We start from the raw sequence: 21226 nt of genomic DNA, 5'->3' as shown, positions 1-21226 counted from the left end.
CTGCACCTTTAGTTATACGGAACACCGTTAAAGCTTTGGGCTTGGAAGGAGTATGCAACATGTCGTATCCGAAGCAGCACATTTTATTTGATCTTGATGACACTTTGGTTCACTGCAACAAGTATTTTGACCTGATTCTCAGCCATTTTTTTGATTTGCTTCAGGAATGGTTTGCAGCCCATAATCTGACGAAAAATACAATTCGCGAGAAACAAATCGAAATTGATGTGGCTGGTGTTCATCAGTTGGGCTTTGCCAGCGAGCATTTTCCACAATCTTTGATTGATACGTACCACTTTTTCTCCGAACAATTCGGACGCCGTATTGATTCTCGGGACGAGCAGGAGCTTCGCTCCCTTGGACGAAGTGTGTACGAGCAAGAAATCGAACCGTACCCGGGAATGGTTGAAACATTGAATTCGCTCCAAAAAGCCGGGCATTCCCTGTATCTCTACACTGGCGGTGAGCAGGTCATTCAGGAAAGAAAGATTGAACAAATGAAGCTGGCTAATTATTTTGATGAACGCATCTATATTCGCCAGCATAAAAATGTCGAAGCACTCGAAGAAATCATTCAGATGAATAGTCTGGACCGAAGCATTACCTGGATGATCGGAAACTCCCTGCGTACCGACGTATCTCCAGCACTTGCGGCAGGTATTCATGCTGTATATCTCAAGCAGCCCAAGGAATGGATTTACAATATGGTTGAACTGCAAAAAAACGTGAATTCCGTGATGTATACGATACAGAAGCTAACAGAAGTACCAAGAGTCATACACGAAAGCATACAATTGCATCAACAAAAAAGGACTCTCGGCTAGAGAGCACTGCTAATATCCCCTTCAGGTAGGCACTCAAAAAAGTCCACATGGTATCATGAGGATAGAGTGAACTTGGAGGGGAATTTTTATAATTGCCAACGATTTCAGCCAAACGCAAACAACGCGCACCGATTGAGTATCGGCACGCGCTGGTTGCTTAGTCCTTCTTCACTTGTTTACTTGACAGGGGTATAACCATTCATCAAATGTTCCACAGATAAAATGTGGTCAAAAAGACCAAAGACCTCTTCTGAATCATACATATTCTCCAATACGCTGACTTCCATCATTAAACGTCCCGAAAGCGTAGCGGTTGTGAGCAGTAACGACTGGTTTTTGATGGAAAAATAGATCGTATCCACCCATTCCTCCATAATCGGATACGATATAATACCCACATTGGACAAGGTGATGGAAAAATTCCACAGTGGGAATCTTTCAGGCATTGTTTTCATACACAATTCAAGGCACTGTTGTTTATATTTCCGATATGAATTGGAAAACGAAGAAAAAAAGATCGACAGTGCATAGGGAACCCCCCTTTTGAACCATTTGAATGCGGATTTCACCTGTTTTTCCAAATTCACGTTCCGGAAAAATTGCATCGGAAGACTGGCGACGTAATTGCCGTGCATCGTTTCCGGCGAATAGTCAAGCAGCAACTGCAAATCCATAGGCATGGAGACAAATACGCGCTGCATGCCAGGAGCATGTTGCAGTAGTCCATCGGTCGTTCGAAAGCAAATGTATTCGGTCAATGTCATTTTTTTGCTCCGGCATTGCCGTAAAATCTCAGCTGTCTCTTCTTTACTGAAACAGTACGATTTTTTAATGTAGCCACCGCCTTGCTCCGGTTTTCTGCCGTAGCTCAAATCAACGGTTTCGCCAGCGCTTGTCCTTTTTCCCATAACCCTGGATATAAAGCCTGTAATAAAAACCGGCATCCATAAAAAAGCGGAAACTCTTCTTTTCATACGCAACAGCTTGTCTCCGGGGATGTCTCCCTTTGCTGCCTCCTTTTCCGGCTTCGCCTCAGATTCGCCCGCATAATATTCCAACCATCTCTTGATCCAGAAAACCAAGCCCCGTCCATTAGTTACCGCATGGTTCATCGCAAATATCATGGTATGTTCATTTATAGGGATAATGCGAAATGGCAGTCTGGAATTGGTTGGAGCATACTGGGCCAGTGCCTCTTCTTCCGTAAAATATTGGGAAAGCTGCACCTTTTCAGTCTCCAGCAAATTTTCCAGCTCTTCCTGCGAAAAACATCCCCATACAAACGTGTCTTTTTCGAACTGTTCCACCCTTTTGGCTTGCAGCAATGGATTGTCCATGATAAGCAAACGGTAGCTGGAAAACAATTTTTCAGCGTCGATTCTTCTTTTAAAAGTAACCGTTGCGATCATGCTGTTGGATGAAAGATAATCTTCCGTTCCGAAAAAGTAAGTGCTTGCCAGTTTAATGGCGTCCATTCTTTTTCCCTCCTCTCCTGTTTTTTTACATGAACTCTACCTTTTTGACATGATCCATCATCAGCTTCACTTTTTGACCATCCAGCCTGGACCATTCAAACCCTAGCGCCTGCAAAATACCGTCGGTCTTCTTGTTCATTGTCATGAACAACGTTTTGCTTGCTCCCTCAAAGAAGACGTTGGAATGAACAAGAATCCGGGCAACCTCCTGCTGCGTCTGTGCTTCATCGTATTTTTCAAACATGTATTCGGCAAAATCCTCCACTGGCATCGGCTGAACTTGTATATCCGCCTGCTTCAAAAGCTTGGCAAAGGATATCATGCTAACCTGATGGCTATTAAATAGATGATAGGTTTCATTCTTGAGATTTTTGCGGTCGAACAGCAGTACAACAGCTTTGGCAACCTCATCCACAAAGGAGAAATTCATGGTTTTATCTTGAATTGCAGGAACCCGACCAAGTTTGATCATCGACTTGACCAATGAATAAAATGCATTGTCCGAGATATTTTCCTGGAAGATCCCTGAATTGGAATCAAAAACGAGGTTTCCGACTCTGAATACATTGGAATCAAGCCCTTGTTCCCTTGCTTTAATAATCTCTTTCTCGGCTTCGAGTTTCGTCATAACATAATAGTTATCAGAGCTTTGTCCAACATTGCAATCATATTCAGTGAACACGAAGCTGTTCTGATCTTCTATCCATCCGCTGCCTACGCTGGTGGTAGAAACAAAATTGTAGGTCTTTTTCTTCCCTGTGCTGGCAAATTCGATCACTCGTTCGTTCCCTTCCACATTGACGGCATAAAATTCCGAGTAATGCCCAAAATGCTTCACGTTTGCCGCCGAATTAATGATCGCATCAATGATTTCGGCCAAACGCTCATAGCGCTCCCGGCTCAGGCCAAAGCAGTCCTGGGTTAAATCTCCGCAGAACACGTGCACCCTGTCCTCCCAGGCATTCTGCCCGGCAAGCTCATGGCCAAAATGAAACTTCAGCTTCGCCCGCAGTCTTTCCAGTGCCTCTTCGTCGCTCGTTCCCCGAACAGGCACATACACCTCATATTCCGTATTTTGCAGCAATTGAAACAAAATATGGATCCCGAGATACCCTGTCCCTCCAACCAGCAGAATATTTCGGTAATCAGCCCGTTCAGCAAGATTGATGCTTTCATATACCTGATTTTTCTTGCCATATTCCTTGAGACTCTCGCGCAATTTCCATACAACACCAGGTACGCCACTTTTTCCGACAGCTGCTGCTTCCTGCAGGGCGTATACGAATTGTTGTAATCTGCCTTTGGAATATTTGATGTGATCCGCCAAGCCCCGAATCGTCGGATATTGAAAAATGTCGTTAATACCCACTTCAAAATCCAGCGCCAGCCTTGAAACCACCTGAATTGCCTTGATCGAATTGCCGCCCAGTCTGAAGAAATGCTCATCAATGCCGATCAGTTTCATACCGAGAATATCCTGCCATACCTTCTGGATTTTCAGATCAATGTCATTTCTTGGGCTGCTAAATGTATCGTCGCTCCCCTGCCATTCAGGCTCAGGCAACGCCTTTCGGTCAATCTTTCCGCTCGGAGTCATCGGCATGTGTTCCAGCTGCATAAAGCTGGACGGCACCATGTAATCAGGCAGCTCCTGCAACAGCTGTTCCCGCAGTTCTTCCGCTTCCGGTTCGCCTTCTGCTGTAATATACGCTGCCAGATACTTTTCCTTCTGCTTGTCCTCTCTGGCGATTACCGCCACCTCCTGGACAAGCGGATGCTTTTGCAGCTGCGCTTCGATTTCCCCCAGCTCAATGCGGAACCCTCGAATTTTCACCTGATCGTCGATTCTTCCCAAAAATTCGATATTCCCGTCCGGCAGCCAGCGCACCAGATCGCCCGTGCGGTACAGCTTCTCCCCAGCTTCATAGGGATTCACCACAAATTTCTCCGCCGTCAGCTCCGGTCGGTGCAGATACCCCCGGGCCAATCCATCTCCCGCAACGCACATTTCCCCGGCTGCTCCAAGCGGCAGCAGCTTTTGATGTTCATCCATAATGTAAATTCGGGTATTGGCAATGGGTTTGCCAATCGGTACCGATGAGTACCCCATATCCTCTTCCCGGTACGTCCACGCCGTTGCTATGACGCTCGATTCGCTTGGACCATAGGCGTTCATATACTCCACGCTGTCCTTCCAGCGTGTCACCAGTTCTTTCGTGATCGCCGATCCACCCGTCACCAGTTTTTTCAGTGCCGGCAGCTTCTCCGGTTCTATTCCCGCCAAATAGGTAGGCGGTAGCAGCGCAATCGTAATCTGGTTTTCGTTGACAAAGCGCGCAAACTCATTCAGGTTATTAATAATATCTCGCGAAACCAGATAAAGCGTTCCGCCTCCCAGTAAAATCGTGAACATTTCCCAGACCGAAGCGTCAAACGAACTGCTGGCAAACTGCAGCATCCGATCCGATCCGTTCACGCCCCATTGTTCCTGGAAGAAATGCCAGAGGTTGATGATTCCCCGGTGTTCTACCATGACCCCTTTGGGCTTCCCAGTGGAACCTGAGGTATAGATAATATAGGCCAAATCCTCCGGCTTGTTAGCAGGTTGCAGATTGGCATGGCCATCCAGTTCCAAATGCTTTAAGTCTTCGCCATCCACATCCATGATCGGGCCGTGATAAGTGAGCTTGTCCCGAAGATGCTTTTGCGTCAGCAGCATGGACGCGCCGCTGTCCTCCAGCATGTAGTGAATCCGTTCCTCCGGATAGTTCGGATCGATCGGCAGGTAGGCTCCGCCCGCTTTGAGCGTTCCCAGGATGCCGATGACCATTTCCATGGAACGCTCCGTCATGATGGCAACGATATCGTCCGCCTTCACTCCGCGCGCTCTCAAGACCTTGGCCAGCCGATTCGCCTGCTCGTTCAGTTCCCGGTAGGTCAGTGTTTGCTCTCCCCAGACTAAAGCCGGATGATCTGCTCTTTGCTCCGCTCGTTCCTCAAACAAAGCGTTAATCGTTTGATCCTTCGGATACTCCGCCTCTGTGCGATTGAAATCGTGAAGCAGCAGGCTACCCTCTTCCTCCGGTACGATTTCGATATCTTCGATCCGCATCTTTGGACAACGGACGATTTCACGGATGATCATTTGGATCTGCCCGGCTACCCGCTCTATAAAGTTTCTGTCATAGGCCAAGCTATTGTAGCGGAATTTGATCTGCAAATCATGTTCAGGCATAACAATGAAATTAAAATCAAAACTCGTCTGTTCGGAGACCTTTGCGGACAGAACCCTCAAATCCGGTCCGTAGTCGCCCTGTCCTTTGACGGCTTCCTCCATCGGGTAATTTTCAAAGGCCAGCAGGTTTTGCACCAATCCGCTTCCATGAGCGGTCCGCGACTGAATTTCCGCCAGCGGATAATAGTGATGCTGCTCAGATAGCCATGCCTCCCGCTGGAGTTTGGCAACCAGGGCAGAGAAGCTTTCTTCCTTTTCTGCCCGGACTCTGACAGGAATCGTATTGATAAATAACCCTACCATCCGTTCAACGCCTTGGATTTCCGCCGGTCTTCCCGAGACAACCGTCCCGAACACCACATCCCGGGTATTGTTGTAGCGTTGCAGCAAAATCCCCCATACGGCCTGAATCACCGTACTTAACGTAGCGCCGCTTTCTCTTGCAATCCCCTCTAAACTTTCCTTCATGTCCCTATTTATCGTAAAATCGTATTCCTCCTGAATGTATCCCGAACTAGCCTTACTATTTTTGGTTTTGGGCAGCAGCGCCGGCTGTTCGTACTCCGTAAGATAATTCTCCCAGTAAGCCGCCGTCTCCCGATCATCCCTTTGTTCTAGCCACTGGATATATTGACGATATGGATGCACCGTACCTAATTGCGGTATGCTTCCTTGATGAAGCGCACTGTAAACTTCCAGTAGTTCTTTAAATACAATGCCAAGACACCATCCATCCATAATGATATGATGAAAACTCCAAATCAAACGGTAGCTGTCGGCACTCATTCTAATCAAAGCGAATCTGATTAGCGGCTCCCGGGTGAGATCAAAGCCCTTTTCTCTGTCCTTGTCCAAATAGGCTTCAAAATAGTTTTCTTTCTCTCTCTCTGTCAAGAAGGAAATATACTCGAAAAACATTTCAGCCGGTCTGTCCTTTAAAACGACCTGAAGCGGTTTTTCCACCTTTTCATAAACAAAGGCGGTCCGCAAAATATCGTGCCTTTGAATTACCTGCTGGAAAGCTCGCTCAAGCAAACTTCTATCGATCTCACCCTGCAGACTGATCACGGCCTGCTCAAAATACGCATGTGAGTTTTGCTCTCTGAGGAAGTGGTATAGCATTCCCGACTGCATAGGGGTCAGTGTATAAATATCCGTGATATTGGACCTGGAATCCCCCATCGCGCGGTATACCTCTTCTACCTCCTCCATCATAATGTGTCTGGAACTCACATCACTGGCTGTCAGTTCCGTATATTCCCGTGATGCGCAATGCTCAATAATTTGCTCCAGATTGCGCTTAAAGCTTTCCCCTACTCTGATCAGCGTGGCCTTTTCATATTCGTGCTTGTGATAGGCAAAACTCAGCCGTAGTTTTCCATCAGTCACTTTTCCGTTAATATCCAGGCAATAGGGTCTCTGCATGTCAGGTGAAATGGTCTCATCGGCAAGAACATCAGAGAGGGTAAATATTTCGGTATCGATATCCTGGTCAAACTGCCCCAGGTAGTTGAAGCTGATCTCAGGCCGCAATTTAAATTTTAAGATTTCTTCGTCCTGAACAATCGTTTGGTATTTTAAAATGCCATAGCCGATGCCTTTATGCGGAATACGCCGGAGGCTTTCTTTGACGGATTTCAGGCGGGAAGACACGTCTTTGACACCTGACATATCCAAAATCACAGGGTATTGGGCGGTAAACCAGCCAACGGTTCTGCTGATATCCACATCCTGAATGATTTCTTCGCGTCCATGCCCCTCCAGGTTAACAAGTACCTTGTCTTCTCCTGTCCATTCTCGAATCGCCTCTCCCAGTGCCATCAAAAGAACATCGTTGATTTCCGTATTGTAAGCCTTATTCACTTCTCTCAGCAGCTTGGCGGTTTGGACTTCATCCAGTTCGATTTCGATATGGTCGCTATCCATATATTTTCTGCTATGAACGGAATGATCCTTGGGAATAGGCTTGATTTCATTCTGCTCCAGCTCACGCCAATATGTGATTTCTTGCAGAAGCTCCCCGCTGCCGGCATACGTATAAAGTTGTTCAGACCATGTGCGGAAAGAGTCCGTTTTCCCTCTGAATGTGATTTTTTCTCCCTTTTCCGCCTGCCGGTATCCCGTAGAAAGATCCTCAAAAAGAATCCGCCAAGAAATCCCGTCGACCACCAGGTGGTGAATACTTACGCACAGATAGTCACCGTCCCCCGTTTTGAACAAGCCTGCATGCATCAGAGGTCCACGCTCTAAATCCATGCCTGACTGAAGCCGGATGGCTTCCTCCTTTACCGCATTGGCATTTATATCATCCTTTGTAAAATCCTTTACCTCCAGTGAATATAGCTCGCCTTCCATGTCCCGGTTGAACAAAGCAACCTGTCCCGCCTTCTCGCGCACTACAATACGCAGCGCATCATGGTGCTCCACCAAGCGGTCGAACACTTTTCTTAACCTCTTTTCGTCAAAACCCTGTTTCCGATGTAACAGAACTGACTGGTTGAAGTGATGTTTTGCTGCAAAAGGCTGCTCGAAAAACCAGCTTTGGATAGGCGTGAGCATCATTTCCCCTGTTACCATTCCTTGAAAAGCAGTATGCTCGACAGATTGTACATAAGCACTCAATTGCTCAATTACAGGATGGTCAAAAAGATCCTTCAACTGCAACTTTAGCTTGTAATCATGAAGCTTGGACACGATCTGGATGGCTTTAATGGAATCTCCCCCCAGATTGAGAAAGTGATCCTTAATGCCGACCCGTTCGACTTTCAGGACTTTTCCCCATATTTCAGCCAATATCTTCTCTATCTTGTTTCTCGGTGCCTCATATTCCTCCACTGCACTCACACTCAGATCGGGCTCAGGCAACGCCTTTCGGTCAATCTTTCCGCTCGGAGTCATCGGAATGCGATCCAGCTGCATAAAGCTGGACGGCACCATGTAATCAGGCAGCTCCTGCAACAGCTGTTCCCGCAGCTCTTCCGCTCCCGGTTCACCCTCTGCTGTAAAATACGCTGCCAGATACTTTTCCTTCTGCTTGTCCTCTCTGGCGATTACCGCCACCTCCTGGACAAGCGGATGCTTTTGCAGCTGCGCTTCGATTTCCCCCAGCTCAATGCGGAACCCTCGAATTTTCACCTGATCGTCGATTCTTCCCAAAAATTCGATATTCCCGTCCGGCAGCCAGCGCACCAGATCGCCCGTGCGGTACAGCTTCTCCCCAGCTTCATAGGGATTCACCACAAATTTCTCCGCCGTCAGCTCCGGTCGGTGCAGATACCCCCGGGCCAATCCATCTCCCGCAACGCACATTTCCCCGGCTGCTCCAAGCGGCAGCAGCTTTTGTTGTTGATCCATAATATAAATCCGGGTATTGGCAATGGGTTTGCCAATCGGTACCGATGAGTACCCCATATCCTCTTCCCGGTACGTCCACGCCGTTGCTATGACGCTCGATTCGCTTGGACCATAGGCATTCATATACTCCACGCTGTCCTTCCACCGCGTCACTAGTTCTTTGGTGATCGCTGATCCACCTGTCACCAGTTTTTTCAGTGCCGGCAGCTTGTCGGGTTCTATCCCCGCCAGATAGGTAGGCGGTAGCAATGCAATCGTAATTTGGTTTTCGTTGACAAAGCGCGCAAACTCATTCAGGTTATTAATAATATCTCGCGAAACCAGATAAAGCGTTCCGCCTCCCAGTAAAATCGTGAACATTTCCCAGACCGAAGCGTCAAACGAACTGCTGGCAAACTGCAGCATCCGATCCGATCCGTTCACGCCCCATTGTTCCTGGAAGAAACGCCAGAGGTTGATGATTCCCCGGTGTTCTACCATGACCCCTTTGGGCTTCCCAGTGGAGCCTGAGGTATAGATGATATAGGCCAAATCCTCCGGCTTGTTAACAGGTTGCAGATTGGCATGGCCATCCAGTTCCAAATGCTTCAACTCTTCGCCATCCACATCCATGATCGGGCCGTGATAAGTAAGCTTGTCCCGAAGATGCTTTTGCGTCAGCAGCATGGACGCGCCGCTGTCCTCCAGCATGTAGTGAATCCGTTCCTCCGGATAGTTCGGATCGATCGGCAGGTAGGCTCCGCCCGCTTTGAGCGTGCCCAGGATGCCGATGACCATTTCCATGGAACGCTCCATCATGATGGCAACGATATCGTCCGGCTTCACTCCACGCTCTCTCAAGACGATGGCCAGCCGATTCGCCTGCTCGTTCAGTTCCCGGTAGGTCAGTGTTTGCTCTCCCCAGACTAAAGCCGGATGATCTGCTCTTTGCTCCGCTCGTTCCTCAAACAGTCCATGGATCGTTTGATCCTTCGGATACTCCGCCTCCGTGCGATTGAAATCGCGAAGCAGCAGGCTGCCCTCTTCCTCCGGCACGATTTCGATTTGTGAAATAGGAGTTTCACTTTGTTCCATGGCTTGAGCAAATAAATATTCAAAGTGGGAAACGACATTCTCAATAGGGATGAATCTTTCAAAAGCCTGTATCTGATAGTCAAAATTAACGGCTACATCCGTTTTACCTTCTTGTCCCCATATAAAGAGATTAAGTGCATTCCTTTCATGATGATGCGGCATGCTTACAATCTGGGTTGCTGTACCGATCAATGATTCTCTGTTTTCCTGTTCTTCGAAAGAAAGCGATATATCAAACAGTTTTCCTTTCTCATGGCTATTCTCGTAAACTGCCCGGTAAATTTCACCGAAGGACATTTTCTGATGTCGGTAGCATTGCATAAGCTCACGTTTGATGCGCTTTATCAGCTCTTTAAAGCTTAGATCTTCTTCAGGGCTGATCCGCAGCGGCAGCACGTTGGCGAAATGTCCCATCGTTTGCTTATATCTCGCTTTGCCCCGGTTAAAAACCGGGACGCCGATCACCATCTCGTTCCGATTACAAACCCTGCTGAAATAAAGGAACAGTATGCCTAAAAAGTAATGGAACGACGAACACCCTTCCTCTTTGCAAAATTCAATCATTCGATTGTATAAGGTCTTGTTTATCGTTAAGGTTTGCCGATCACTCCAAGCGGAATCACCATCATCGAAGTTCACTCCTCTGCTCAATAGAGGCTCGGGAATGGTTTGGTATTTGTTCTTCCAGAACTCCCTGTCTTTTAAAAAGGCCGGAGAATTCAGATAATCCTGATTATCGGAGATAAAATCAGCATAGGAATAGACAGTTCTGTTCATTTCGTCAATTCCTTGCGCGAGTTTATTGTAATTGTCAAAGAGCTGATTGATTAAGAGAGCAAATCCCCATCCATCGATCACCAAATGATGAACTTTGAGTAAAATAAAATAGGTATTCAGGGTGCCTTGCAATAAATCAAATTGAAAATAAAAGCTATCAGATTGAAAAGGCTTTAAAAACTCCTTTTTCATCCAGTCGATGCAAAAAGAATTTGCATTTTCCTTCATCGAGAAATTATATAGCGGAACTTCATATTCAACTTCCGGCAGGAATGTTAAATAAGGTTCTCCCTTTTTATCGATAAAACGGGCACTAAGAGAATCATTCTGGCTGATTAGTAACTGCAAGCACTCCTTCATGATAGCCGTATCCAGGTTTCCTTTGATCTCAACATACCCACCAATATTGTAAATAGGTTTTTCAGGGTACATGCACTGTTCGAACCATATGTCTTTCTGATAGGAGCTTAACGGATACTCCTTAATAGTTATCATGCTCGTTTTCATAAAATTTCCTCCTGTTGTTAAGCATTTCATGCGTTCTACTCCATATGCCCAAACGACTTTCCATCACAAATAAAAGAAGCCTGTCCCCATATAAAAAACACAGGAACAGGCAGCAGAATTCACCTAGTTTCCTTTGGGAACCTGGCAATCATGGCTGTTGAATCCAGCTTTAGACCCATGGCTTTGTGTCCACCACTTTCGAGGTGTTTACGATTAACGGGAAATAAGTAAGTATATTTTTTGCATCTTTTGAACATCAGGTTGTACCGAAAACAGCAAGTATATCTACTGCTGTATCCACGCCTTCAGGTCCCCCTCCGGCGCCACAATGCGGTAAGCTTTGTTATCAGCTCGTTTTTTTTTCGAACCTTTTACCTTGGATTATATTTACAATAACCTGCAATTATATTTACAATACGTTGTTAGCAGCTGCGTGAAATACTTCATCCCCACCCCCCACATTCCAAGATGCCCACCTGGACAACTTTAGCGGTTTAGCTTTTGAATGATGAATTGTGAGCCATTTAGTATATTATTTTAATATGGAATATATATGAAATAAATTTAATCAATTGTACAATAATAAAAATATCTCATTTTGTCAATTAGTTCTAAGTTTTTAATATGTGTGTAAAGGAGCAATTATCGATTATATAACCACAAGATATAGTCGAAATCTTTGGTAAACAACAATATATAGTGCCATTTCACAATGGCTAATAAATTGTATATTCGCTCATAATAATTACTTTATTTTAAAAGATTATATATTTTCTTTTACAATTTATCATTGATGTGATATCCTTTAATCTTTTATCAGATTACGACAAAAATGATATTCCAAAGCTTCTCTCGCATTCGATGTTTTGCCAAAATTGGCGACGTGAGGTGTATAGGGAGTGGAGCAATTGGTGGGCATCTTCGGAAGAGTAATGTTTTAACCACGATTACTTCGATCTCAGCACTTGGTTGGAAACGTGGCTGATTATCTCAATCTCTCCTGCTGTCAAGGTAAACTGCATCGCCCTCACATTTTCCTGGGCATGATGTATTTTTGAAGCCCCAGGTATCGCAAATACGTTCTCTCCATGGGCGTTAATCAGCCAATTCAAGGCAATCTGCGTTGGCGTCACATTATATTGCTGGGCCAACTGTTCTAGCGTTTCAATCAGTGGCTTCGATCTCTGCAGCCCCGAATCCCGGAATGCCGCCGTCCACTTGCGCGGACCCTTTATTGACTTGACCAAATTCGGATTTTTATGGAATTTTCCGCTTAAGATCCCCTGCATTAACGGGGAGTAGGCAATGATCGCCACACCGAGCTCTTTGGCCGTGTCCAGAATTCCGTTTTGTTCGATTCTCCGGTCAAGAAGGCTGTATTTCACTTGATTCGAAACCAGGCGTAGGCCGTGCTCACGCAACACACGATCGGCTTCACGTATTTGTTGCGCGGAAAAGTTGCTTACACCCACATATTTAATCTTACCTTGCTCGACCAGTTTAGCCATCGCATTCATCGTCGCGCCGACCGAAGAAAAGGAGTAAGGCGAATGCACCTGATAAAGGTGAATCGTCCGTTGAGCCAAATGGTGAATACGTTCATCAATCGTTGCTGTGATGCTGCCTGCAGTGCGAAAGGCCGGCCACCATTTCGTAGCGATATTTGCCTCTTCCGCGAGCGGCCCTCCAATCTCATTTAACGTGCCAGCCAGCAGCTGCTCAGACTGTCCGCCACCGTATGCTTCAGCAGTATCAAACCAATTAATCCCACCTTCTAAACTAGTCTGAACAATTTGCCGTATATCCTCCCGACGCAGCGCCGGCCAGAATTTCCCGACCATCCCTTTTCCGTTGCTGAACTGCCAGCAGCCAAGCCCAAGCGGTGACAGCTTTAAGTCCGAGTTGCCCAGTTTGCGTAATTGCGTTGAGTCTGTCACATTTACCATTTTCGTTTCCACGATTCTTCCACCATCTCCTGTAAAGAAATTTTCATGTCAAACGATCGCGTTCCGCAACGCATAGAGTGTTTATAAATTAACTGGAAAAATTTGTTTTGCATAAACTTCTCTTTATTTTATCGGTCGGAAGCTTACAAATGTTTAATCTAATGTTAATTATTCGATTTTTGTGGGTATTTTTAGAATTCGTAATCTTGCTAAAACTTAATTGGGCACAACAGTGGGCATAAAAAAAGATGACTCCTGATGAAATTCAGAAGTCATCTGACGACGACTAAAAAAAGTTATTATTATAATTTTATATAAATTATAGCTATGAAATGTATCAAATTTCCTCACGAACACTAAGTTGGCCTGTACCCGGTTCATTCAGCACAATTCGCGCTTTGACGGTCGATCCATCTTTACGCTTAAAAGACAACAACTGCGTCTGTCCCTTCGTCAACAGAGACTTGAGCATGGTTTCCGTAATCTGCTTGCCAGCATATTCCTTCCAGACAACAAAGCCGCAGCCCTGCTTGTAGTGGCTGCACCCGTACCCCTTGCGGCCTTCAATAATGCTTCCACCGCAATTAGAGCGTGGGCAGTTGCCCAGAGCTTCCCGTCGGCTCGCTGAAGCGCCTGACGGCACGCTGGAGGAGCCGCGCGCTGATCCTGCGGCTGAAGAAGCTGCCGCGTCCGAGGCACGCTCCAGCGTTGCGCTTCCAGCGCTGCTACCGCGCCCTGCTGGAACGCGCGTCCCTTTGGCAGCGGTGCGTCCACTCGCGCCTGCACCGCTAGTGCTTCCCTTGCCACCCGCACGCTTGCCCCTCGCTTCCTCGCCAAAAGCATTGGCCGGAGCCGGTGGCTGCTGCCTCACCTTGTCAATGATGGACAACGTAAATCTTTTAACATTGTCCATAAACTTCTCCTGGGCTGCCTCCCCCTTGGAAATTTGATGCAGACGGCGTTCCCATTGTCCCGTCATCTCCGGAGAAGCCAACAAATCGACGCCTGCATGACGGATCAGCTCAATGGCCATTTTCCCCTTATCCGTAATGAGAATCTTTTTACCCTTCATTTCAATGTAGCCGACATTCTTCAACCGTTCAATGGTGGCCGCACGTGTCGCAGGCGTACCTAATCCAGCATCCTTCATGACCTCGCGTAATTCCTCATTCTCCATCTGCTTGCCCGCGCTTTCCATCGCTTTCAGCAATGTGCCCTCTGTGTAGCTTTTAGGCGGCTGAGTCGCCTTTTCTTTCATTTCGGCACGAATACAATCCACCTGACGACCTGCGTCGATTTCAAACTTCTTGTCCGTCCACTCATCCGTCTCCTCTTCTTCCTCTTTCTTGGCTGCTTTGCTCTTTTTACCTTTATCCTGGTCAGCCTTGCTCAAAACCACTTTCCATCCTAAGGAAAGAAGCTCCTTGATACTTGTTTTAAATAGATGCTTGTCCACCTGTGTCATCACGGTATGCATTTTATATTCAGCGGGAGGGAAAAAATGGGACAAAAACCTGCGAATAATCAGATCATATATATTTTGCTCCTCCTTGCTAAGCGTTCCCGGTCTTTTTAACGTTGGCAAAATAGCATGGTGATCCTCAACACGAGACGGATTGCAGACCGATTTATTCTGTTTATGGACCAAATTAGGGTTTGCTTGTTGTACCAGCTCAGCATAAGGGCCTGTGCCCAACATACGCAGCGCCTTGTGCATCCCGTCTATATTTTGTTCTGTTACATAATTGGAGTTGGTACGCGGATAAGAAATAACTTTATGCCGCTCATAAAGAGCCTGTGCCACATCCAATGTCTTTTTGGCCGAATAACCGTACTTGGCATTTGCCTCGCGTTGCAGCAGCGTCAAGTCGTACAGTTTAAAAGGATACTCCTTCGTCTGCTTCGTATCATATTTGGTAATGCTACCCGCTTTGCCGCGAACCGCTGCAGCGATCTCCTCAGCTTCTTCGGGTTTGGTCAGTCGATCCCCCTGCCATGTACCTTTGTACTTGATTTGATCTTGCTTAAACTCAGCCCATACATCATAAAAGGTTTGAGACTGAAATGCTTCAATTTCCTTCTCCCGATCATGGATCAATGCCAGCACAGGCGTTTGCACCCGCCCTACCGACAGCAGCGTGTTATGTCGTGTTGTGAAAGCTCTGGAGGCGTTCATACCGATCAGCCAGTCCGCTTCACTTCGTGCCCGCGCAGCCTGAGTCAGAAATTCAAACTCTGAAGCATCTCGCAGCCGTTCAAAACCTGTCGCAATACTTTCTGCTGTCAAATCTGAGATCCATAGCCGCTTGACTGGCTGACGCAGCTTCAGCTGCTGTTGAATCAACGCAAAAATATACTGCCCTTCCCGCCCGGCATCACATGCATTGACAATGGCATTGCAGCGTTTGGCCAGCTCACCAATCATTTTCAGCTGATCCTTTGTTTTGGGATTCGGTACAATTTTGAACTGCTCAGGGATAATGGGCAGGTCCTGAATATTCCATCGTTTGTACTTGGCATCGTATGCATCCGGCTCAGCCAGGCCCAGCAAATGACCGATTGCCCAGGTTACAATGTATTTCTCCCCTTCCAAATAAGTGCGGTTATTTTTAGCACGCGGCTCCATAACAGCAGCAATCGTCCGCCCCATATCCGGTTTTTCAGCAATAATCAACGTTTTCATTCATATTCCATTCCTTCCTGACGGCCTTCTGTTTTCCTTCTACGAATCATACATATAGATGTACAGGAAACACAGGTAGCATGGCCTCATGCAAAAGGAGCTTTCTCCCGGGCGAAAGCTCCTTTGTAAATTCATTTAGTCTAACGCTTCAACAATATACGTGTATTATACCATAGATATCATTGTTCTCTCAGGCTATGATTTTGTGAAGCTTGAAAAGGATATGTAAAAAACCTCCTAAAAGTTGCACAATAAGACGGCATGAGTCATATTCAAGTTAATTTATCTAACATAAAAATTAAATGTTTTCTTTTTATCGTAAAATAATTTCATAATTCAATAAAAAAGCTACACTTTTCTTCGGATTTTATGTTATGATCACTGTAGATAATAAATAAACATTCAGATTATTTAATTTATGCGTCAACTTTAATCACATTATAATGACAGCACAATAGCAGAATAGTAACAACTCTTTACATACCATGAAATCACATTCGACTCAGAAAAATTTCGTAAACTTAAATCACATATTATTCTCTTTTGTGTCCTGCTATCCACTAGCCTGTAAACACAACAAAGCCCCATCCGAAGATGGAGCTTTGACTCGATCCGTAATGATAAAGCTAGGTTTACACCAAAACGGTAGCACCCATGAGGTATTTATCAACCTCGCGCGCGGCTTCCCGACCTTCATTGATAGCCCACACGACAAGACTTTGTCCGCGGCGCATATCACCCGCAGCAAAAACCTTTTCCACATTCGTAACATACTTCCCATAGCGTGCTTTAACATTGGAGCGACGGTCCGTTTCCAAACCGATTTCCTCTACGATCGTTTGTTCAGGTCCATCAAATCCAATCGCAATAAGTGCAATCTGTGCCGGGAATATGCGCTCTGTACCCGGAATCGGCTGATAGATTTTACGCCCTGTTTCATCAACAATACGTTGAATTTGGATAGTATGCAGCTCTTTCAAATTCCCGTTCTCGTCACCTACAAATTTAGTCGTCATGATGGAGAACTCACGCGGATCTTCCCCGAACAACGCCTTTGCTTCCTCCTGTGCATAATCAAGAGAGTACACATTTGGAAATTGTGGCCAAGGGTTGGCAATCGGGTCACGTTCCAAAGGAGCTTTAGCATGCGTACCAAATTGAGTGACGCTCCGACATCCATGACGCAGAGAGGTAGCTACACAATCCGAACCCGTATCACCGCCGCCGATTACAATAACATCCTTATCTTTGGAGGACAAATAGTTTCCATCTTCAAGATTGGAATCCAGATAGCTCTTGATGGTGCCATTCAAATAATCCATCGCATAATGAACACCATTCAAATCGCTGCCTTCAATGTTGAATTCTCTCGGCTTCGTAGATCCACCGCATAGTACAACTGCATCATACTCAGCTATTAACTGCTCAGTAGGGATATCCTTGCCGATTTCCGTATTAGTGATGAATTGGATACCTTCAGCCTCCAGCAAATCTACACGGCGCTGTACAACTTTCTTATCCAGCTTCATGGAAGGGATTCCGTACATCAGCAATCCACCCACACGATCCGCACGCTCATACACAGTCACGCTGTGCCCTGCTTTATTAAGCTGAGCAGCAGCAGCCAATCCTGCCGGACCCGAGCCGACAATAGCCACTCGTTTGCCTGTACGCTTTTCTGGCGGATTAGGGACAACCCAGCCTTCCTCAAAACCTTTTTCGATTATAGCTTCCTCAATTGTCTTAATGGTAACAGACTGTCCGATCAGACCGACTGTACAGGAGCCTTCGCATGGCGCAGGACAGACACGGCCTGTAAATTCCGGGAAATTATTCGTTTTGTGCAGCCGATCTAGCGCTTCCTTCCATAAACCACGATATACGAGATTGTTCCATTCCGGAATAAGATTATGAACCGGGCAGCCTAAAGTTGCTCCCATCATATCCATCCCTGTATGACAATAAGGAGTTCCGCAGTCCATACAACGTGCCCCTTGGGTACGCAGCTCTTCTTCAGACATATGCTTATGGAATTCTTCCCAATCCTTAATACGCTCTGCCGGGTCCCGGTCTGTAGGAAGCTGTCGTGTGTATTCCATAAATCCAGTTGGTGTAGACATGTTACGTTCCCCCATCTCTTCGCTTATGAACCCCGTCCATCCATTCAGAATTTGAGTCAAATTCGAATTTGTCTGTTTGTATCATGAAAGGGTCTGTTCTCGTTGAATTTGATTTATTGTATCACAATACAGCGCAAAAGTAATGAAAACTTATGCAACTTTCTGCATCAACAGCCAAAAGGATTTTTTATATGGTTCATTAATTTTTCAAATCGGTGAGGTCAAATGGTTCCCATTCTTATTTTGTTCTCTCATAAACAACAAAACGGTAGTTGTACGGGTTTCTTTCATCCTTAATACCAGGAATCTCACTGACTATATGCCAGCCATTCCAATCCAGCTCAGGAAAAGTGGTGTCCCCTTCAAAAATCTCCTCAATTCGGGTCACGATCAGTCGACCGGCATGTGGCCAAAACAGTGAATAAATCTCCGCTCCTCCGATGACCATCAGTTCCTGTTCTGTAGCCAATTGGAGTCCCTCTTCGAGAGAATGAACCACTTCCGCCCCTTCTGCCCGGTAGTTCTGATCTCGGGTCAAAACCACGTTTCGTCGGTTTGGCAGGCTTTTTCCTCCAAAGGACTCCCACGTCTTGCGCCCCATCAATACAGTCTTGCCCATCGTTTGCTCCTTGAAAAAGGCCATGTCTCTTGGGAGACGCCAAGGGAGCTGGTTATCACGGCCGATCACACCATTTTGTGCCATAGCCCATATCATCGAAATACTTATGCTGTCCACCTCCTTTACTTTCAAATCCCCTCTAATCAGATGGCGACAGGCGCCTTGATCCTTGGGTGGTATTCGTAATTCTCAAAAACAAAATCCTCGTAAGTATAATCAAAAATGGAATCCGGTTTGCGCATAATTTTCAACTGAGGCAGCGGATAAGGCTCACGTTCCAGTTGGGTATGCACTTGTTGCATATGATTTGAATAAATATGCACATCACCGCCTGACCAAATAAATTCTCCCGGCTCCAAGTTGCATTGCTGTGCAACCATATGCGTTAACAATGCATAACTTGCGATGTTGAACGGCAGCCCAAGAAAGGTATCTACTGAACGCATGGTCAGCATGCAGGAAAGCTTGCCTCCAGCTACGTAGAACTGAAATACAAAATGACATGGCGGCAGCTTCATCGATTCGATTTGAGCCACATTCCAGGCACTGACGATATGCCGGCGTGAATCTGGATTGTTTTTAATCGACTCAATGACATTGGCAATCTGGTCGATATGTTGCCCGTCTGTCGTTTCCCACGAGCGCCATTGCGATCCGTATACGGGGCCCAGATTGCCCTGCTCATCCGCCCATTCATCCCAAATGGTAACTCCGTTTTCCTTGAGATAAGAAATATTGGTATCCCCACGCAAAAACCACAACAGCTCGTGGATAACCGATTTTAAATGTACTCTTTTGGTGGTTACCAGGGGAAAGCCCTTGGCCAGATCAAAGCGAAGCTGTCTTCCGAAAACAGATAGTGTTCCCGTCCCTGTGCGGTCCTCTTTTTTTACTCCATTCTCTAATATATCCTCCAGCAATTCCAAATAGTTGCGCACTTCTTTTCTCTCCTTTAAACATGAATTAAGATCTAGCAGCCCTAGAATCTAATCTTGAAAAAATTCGCTCTACACCACAGCTATATTTAGTTTATCATGTACGATACTTCATTGACCATGTACTGTTTGAATTTTCATGGTAGTTCTGAAAATTCCTAAAACATGGAAAAAAGAGGCGAAGAACGCAGATATTGCGCTCCTTGCCTCTCTTGAAGATATATGAAAATCAAAAACGAGATGATGAAATGGAATTAGCGACGTGGTGCCAATGCGTGGATCGGATGACCCAGCACGACTTCAGCTGCCTCCATAACGATTTCGCCCAATGTAGGGTGAGCGTGAATAGTCAGGGAGATGTCTTCGAGTGTAGCACCCATTTCAATCGCCAGACCCAACTCAGCAATCAGGTTGGAAGCTTCCAGACCTACGATTTGCGTACCCAGTACCAGACCGGTATCTGCGTCAGCTACGATTTTCACAAAGCCTTCAGCAGCGTTCAGGGAAACGGCACGGCCGTTTGCTCCATAAGAGAACTTGCCAACTTTGACATTGTGGCCTTTTTCTTTGGCTTGTGCCTCTGTGTAGCCTACGCTGGAGCATTCTGGATCTGTGAAAACGACAGCCGGCATACATTTGTAGTCTACTACGGACGGCTCGCCTGCGATCGCTTCAGCAGCCACTTTACCTTCATAAGAAGCTTTGTGAGCCAGAGCAAGACCAGCAACGATATCGCCGATGGCAAAGATATGAGGAATGCTGGTGCGTCCTTGATGGTCAACTTTCACCATTCCGCGCTCATCCAGTTCTACACCGATCAGATCCAGACCCAGTTCGCCGTCTGTGTTTGGACGACGTCCAACGGTTACAAGCAGGTAATCAGCAGTTACTTCTTTGCTTTCGCCGTTAACGGAGAATTTCACGGTTACGTCTTTATCTGTTTGTTCCGCACTTTCCGCTTTAGCACCAGTGAAAATTTCAATGCCTGTTTTCTTCATGCTCTTAGCAACGATGGAAGTCATATCTTTGTCAAAGCCAGGAAGAACAGTATCCATACCTTCAATGATGGTAACTTTGGAACCGAATTTGGAGTACATTTGTCCAAGCTCTGCACCAATGTATCCGCCGCCGATCACGATCAGGCTTTTCGGAATTTCAGGCAGGTTCAATGCTTCAGTAGAAGACAGAATGCGTCCGCCAAATGGGAATGGCTTCAGTTCAATTGGACGGGAACCTGTTGCGATAATGGCATTTTTAAAACGGTAGCGTGGTGATTCATGTTCATTGAATACACGTGCTTCGTTTTCGTTGATGAACATGCACTCACCATTGAAAACTTCAACTTTGTTGCCTTTGAGCAAGCCGCTTACGCCGCCTGTCATTTTTTTAACAACACCGTTTTTGAATTCTTGTGTTTTAGCGAAGTCTACTTTTACATTCTCAGCCGTAATACCGAAAGACTCGCCATGTTTAGCTGCTTCGTATTGGTGAGCTGCAGAGATCAAAGCTTTGGATGGAATACATCCACGGTTCAGACAGACACCGCCCAGCTCAGATTTGTCAACGATCAATACGCTTTGTCCCAATTGTGCGGCACGGATGGCAGCTACATAGCCGCCAGGACCCGCACCGATAACCAATGTGTCAATATCCAGAGAAGCGTCTCCTACTACCATT

The 21226-nt window shown here is 46.2% G+C and carries 9 protein-coding genes and 1 riboswitch; of the genes, 1 reads left to right on the top strand and 8 read right to left on the bottom strand.

The window, feature by feature from the left end; translation table 11 throughout:
- The first annotated feature begins 59 nt into the window (after positions 1–59).
- Entirely contained in the window at positions 60–824 is a 765-nt protein-coding gene (locus tag B4V02_RS11545; protein ID WP_094154866.1) for an HAD family hydrolase, read from the top strand.
- 176 nt (positions 825–1000) lie between these two features.
- Here the strand turns inward: B4V02_RS11545 and B4V02_RS11540 are convergent, their stop codons facing one another.
- The 8 genes from B4V02_RS11540 to lpdA form a co-directional block, all read right to left on the bottom strand.
- On the bottom strand, positions 1001–2299 hold the full coding sequence (locus B4V02_RS11540; RefSeq protein WP_094154865.1) for a hypothetical protein: 1299 nt from the start codon (positions 2297–2299) through the stop codon (positions 1001–1003).
- A gap of 25 nt (positions 2300–2324) precedes the next feature.
- Entirely contained in the window at positions 2325–11246 is an 8922-nt protein-coding gene (locus B4V02_RS11535; RefSeq protein ID WP_094154864.1) for a non-ribosomal peptide synthetase, read from the bottom strand.
- A gap of 132 nt (positions 11247–11378) precedes the next feature.
- A riboswitch (cyclic di-GMP riboswitch) is annotated at positions 11379–11468 on the bottom strand.
- Positions 11469–12193: 725 nt separating this feature from the next.
- Positions 12194–13204, bottom strand: a complete 1011-nt coding sequence (locus B4V02_RS11530; protein ID WP_094154863.1) for an aldo/keto reductase — start codon at positions 13202–13204, stop codon at positions 12194–12196.
- A gap of 325 nt (positions 13205–13529) precedes the next feature.
- Positions 13530–15875: a type IA DNA topoisomerase gene (locus B4V02_RS11525; RefSeq protein ID WP_094154862.1), complete on the bottom strand. Its 2346-nt coding sequence runs from the start codon at positions 15873–15875 to the stop codon at positions 13530–13532.
- 632 nt (positions 15876–16507) lie between these two features.
- Positions 16508–17995: a glutamate synthase subunit beta gene (locus tag B4V02_RS11520; protein ID WP_094154861.1), complete on the bottom strand. Its 1488-nt coding sequence runs from the start codon at positions 17993–17995 to the stop codon at positions 16508–16510.
- Positions 17996–18233: 238 nt separating this feature from the next.
- A complete protein-coding gene (locus B4V02_RS11515; RefSeq protein ID WP_094156990.1) occupies positions 18234–18722 on the bottom strand; it encodes a dihydrofolate reductase in 489 nt (162 codons plus the stop codon).
- A gap of 35 nt (positions 18723–18757) precedes the next feature.
- The gene (thyA, locus tag B4V02_RS11510) at positions 18758–19552 is read right to left on the bottom strand and encodes a thymidylate synthase (RefSeq protein WP_094154860.1); all 795 of its coding nucleotides are present in this window, start codon (positions 19550–19552) and stop codon (positions 18758–18760) included.
- Between the two features lie 251 nt (positions 19553–19803).
- Entirely contained in the window at positions 19804–21225 is a 1422-nt protein-coding gene (lpdA, locus tag B4V02_RS11505; protein ID WP_068499905.1) for a dihydrolipoyl dehydrogenase, read from the bottom strand.
- Position 21226: the final 1 nt, after the last annotated feature.

Source organism: Paenibacillus kribbensis (assembly GCF_002240415.1).
Classification (GTDB): Bacteria; Bacillota; Bacilli; order Paenibacillales; family Paenibacillaceae; genus Paenibacillus; species Paenibacillus kribbensis.
This window is presented reverse-complemented; position numbering and strand designations above follow the sequence as displayed.

Bases quoted from the DNA above. Each gene is read 5' to 3' on its own strand.
- B4V02_RS11525 (WP_094154862.1), bottom strand. From the start codon at position 15,875: ATGAAAACGTTGATTATTGCTGAAAAACCGGATATGGGGCGGACGATT.
- B4V02_RS11540 (WP_094154865.1), bottom strand. From the start codon at position 2,299: ATGGACGCCATTAAACTGGCAAGCACTTACTTTTTCGGAACGGAAGAT.
- B4V02_RS11545 (WP_094154866.1), top strand. From the start codon at position 60: ATGTCGTATCCGAAGCAGCACATTTTATTTGATCTTGATGACACTTTG.
- B4V02_RS11535 (WP_094154864.1), bottom strand. From the start codon at position 11,246: ATGAAAACGAGCATGATAACTATTAAGGAGTATCCGTTAAGCTCCTAT.
- lpdA (WP_068499905.1), bottom strand. From the start codon at position 21,225: ATGGTAGTAGGAGACGCTTCTCTGGATATTGACACATTGGTTATCGGT.
- B4V02_RS11520 (WP_094154861.1), bottom strand. From the start codon at position 17,995: ATGTCTACACCAACTGGATTTATGGAATACACACGACAGCTTCCTACA.